1 pseudogene is annotated in these 661 nt (G+C 72.5%); it reads left to right on the top strand.

The annotated features are described in order from the left end of the window. Window positions 1-661: pseudogene (locus AC08ON_RS18125) on the top strand (hypothetical protein); the annotation flags it as partial.

Below are 661 nucleotides of genomic sequence, written 5' to 3'. Positions count from 1 at the left end.
ACCTCGGGTGACCGGGCCTACCTCGCCTTCAGCCGGCTCAATCCCGGGGAGTTCCAGGACGTCGGTGCGCTGCTGTTCGTCGACGGCCCTCCGCTGGAGCTGGCGGACCTGCGTGCGCACGTCGCCGAGCGGCTGCGCGACCCTCGGGCACGGATGCTTACCGACCGTCTCGAGACTGTCGCGGTCCGGTTCTCCGGTCGCCGCTCGACGGCGAACGAGACCCTCTGGGTCTGCGGTCCAGGCCTGAACGTCGACGACCACGTTGTTGCCATGGACCTACCGTCCGCCGGCGGTGTGGGCGGTGTGGGCGGTGTCGGCGGTGCTGACGGGGGCGACGGTGGTGTCGGCGATGCGCGGCTGCGTGCCGCCGTCGACCGTATTGCCGCCCAGCCGATCGACCTCAGCCGGCCGCCGTGGATGCTCTACCTGCTGCGCGCCCCGGGGTCGTCCGGCACGGTGCTGGTGTACCGGACCAGCCACATCCAGCAGGACGGCTTCGCGCTCTACCAGGCGCTGCACCTGCTCTTCGGGGGGAGGACGAACTCGACCTCGGCCTGCCTCCCACTATCCGCCGGCCGCGGTCCTCGGACTACGCGGGTTTCGTCGGCCGGGGGCTGCGTTGCCTGGCGCCCACCCGCGCCCTCGACGCCTGGGGCGGGCC

It is taken from the genome of Frankia sp. CoWAU3 (assembly GCF_977971855.1).
The sequence above is the reverse complement of the archived record's forward strand: the minus strand, read 5'-3'. Positions and strand labels throughout refer to the sequence as shown.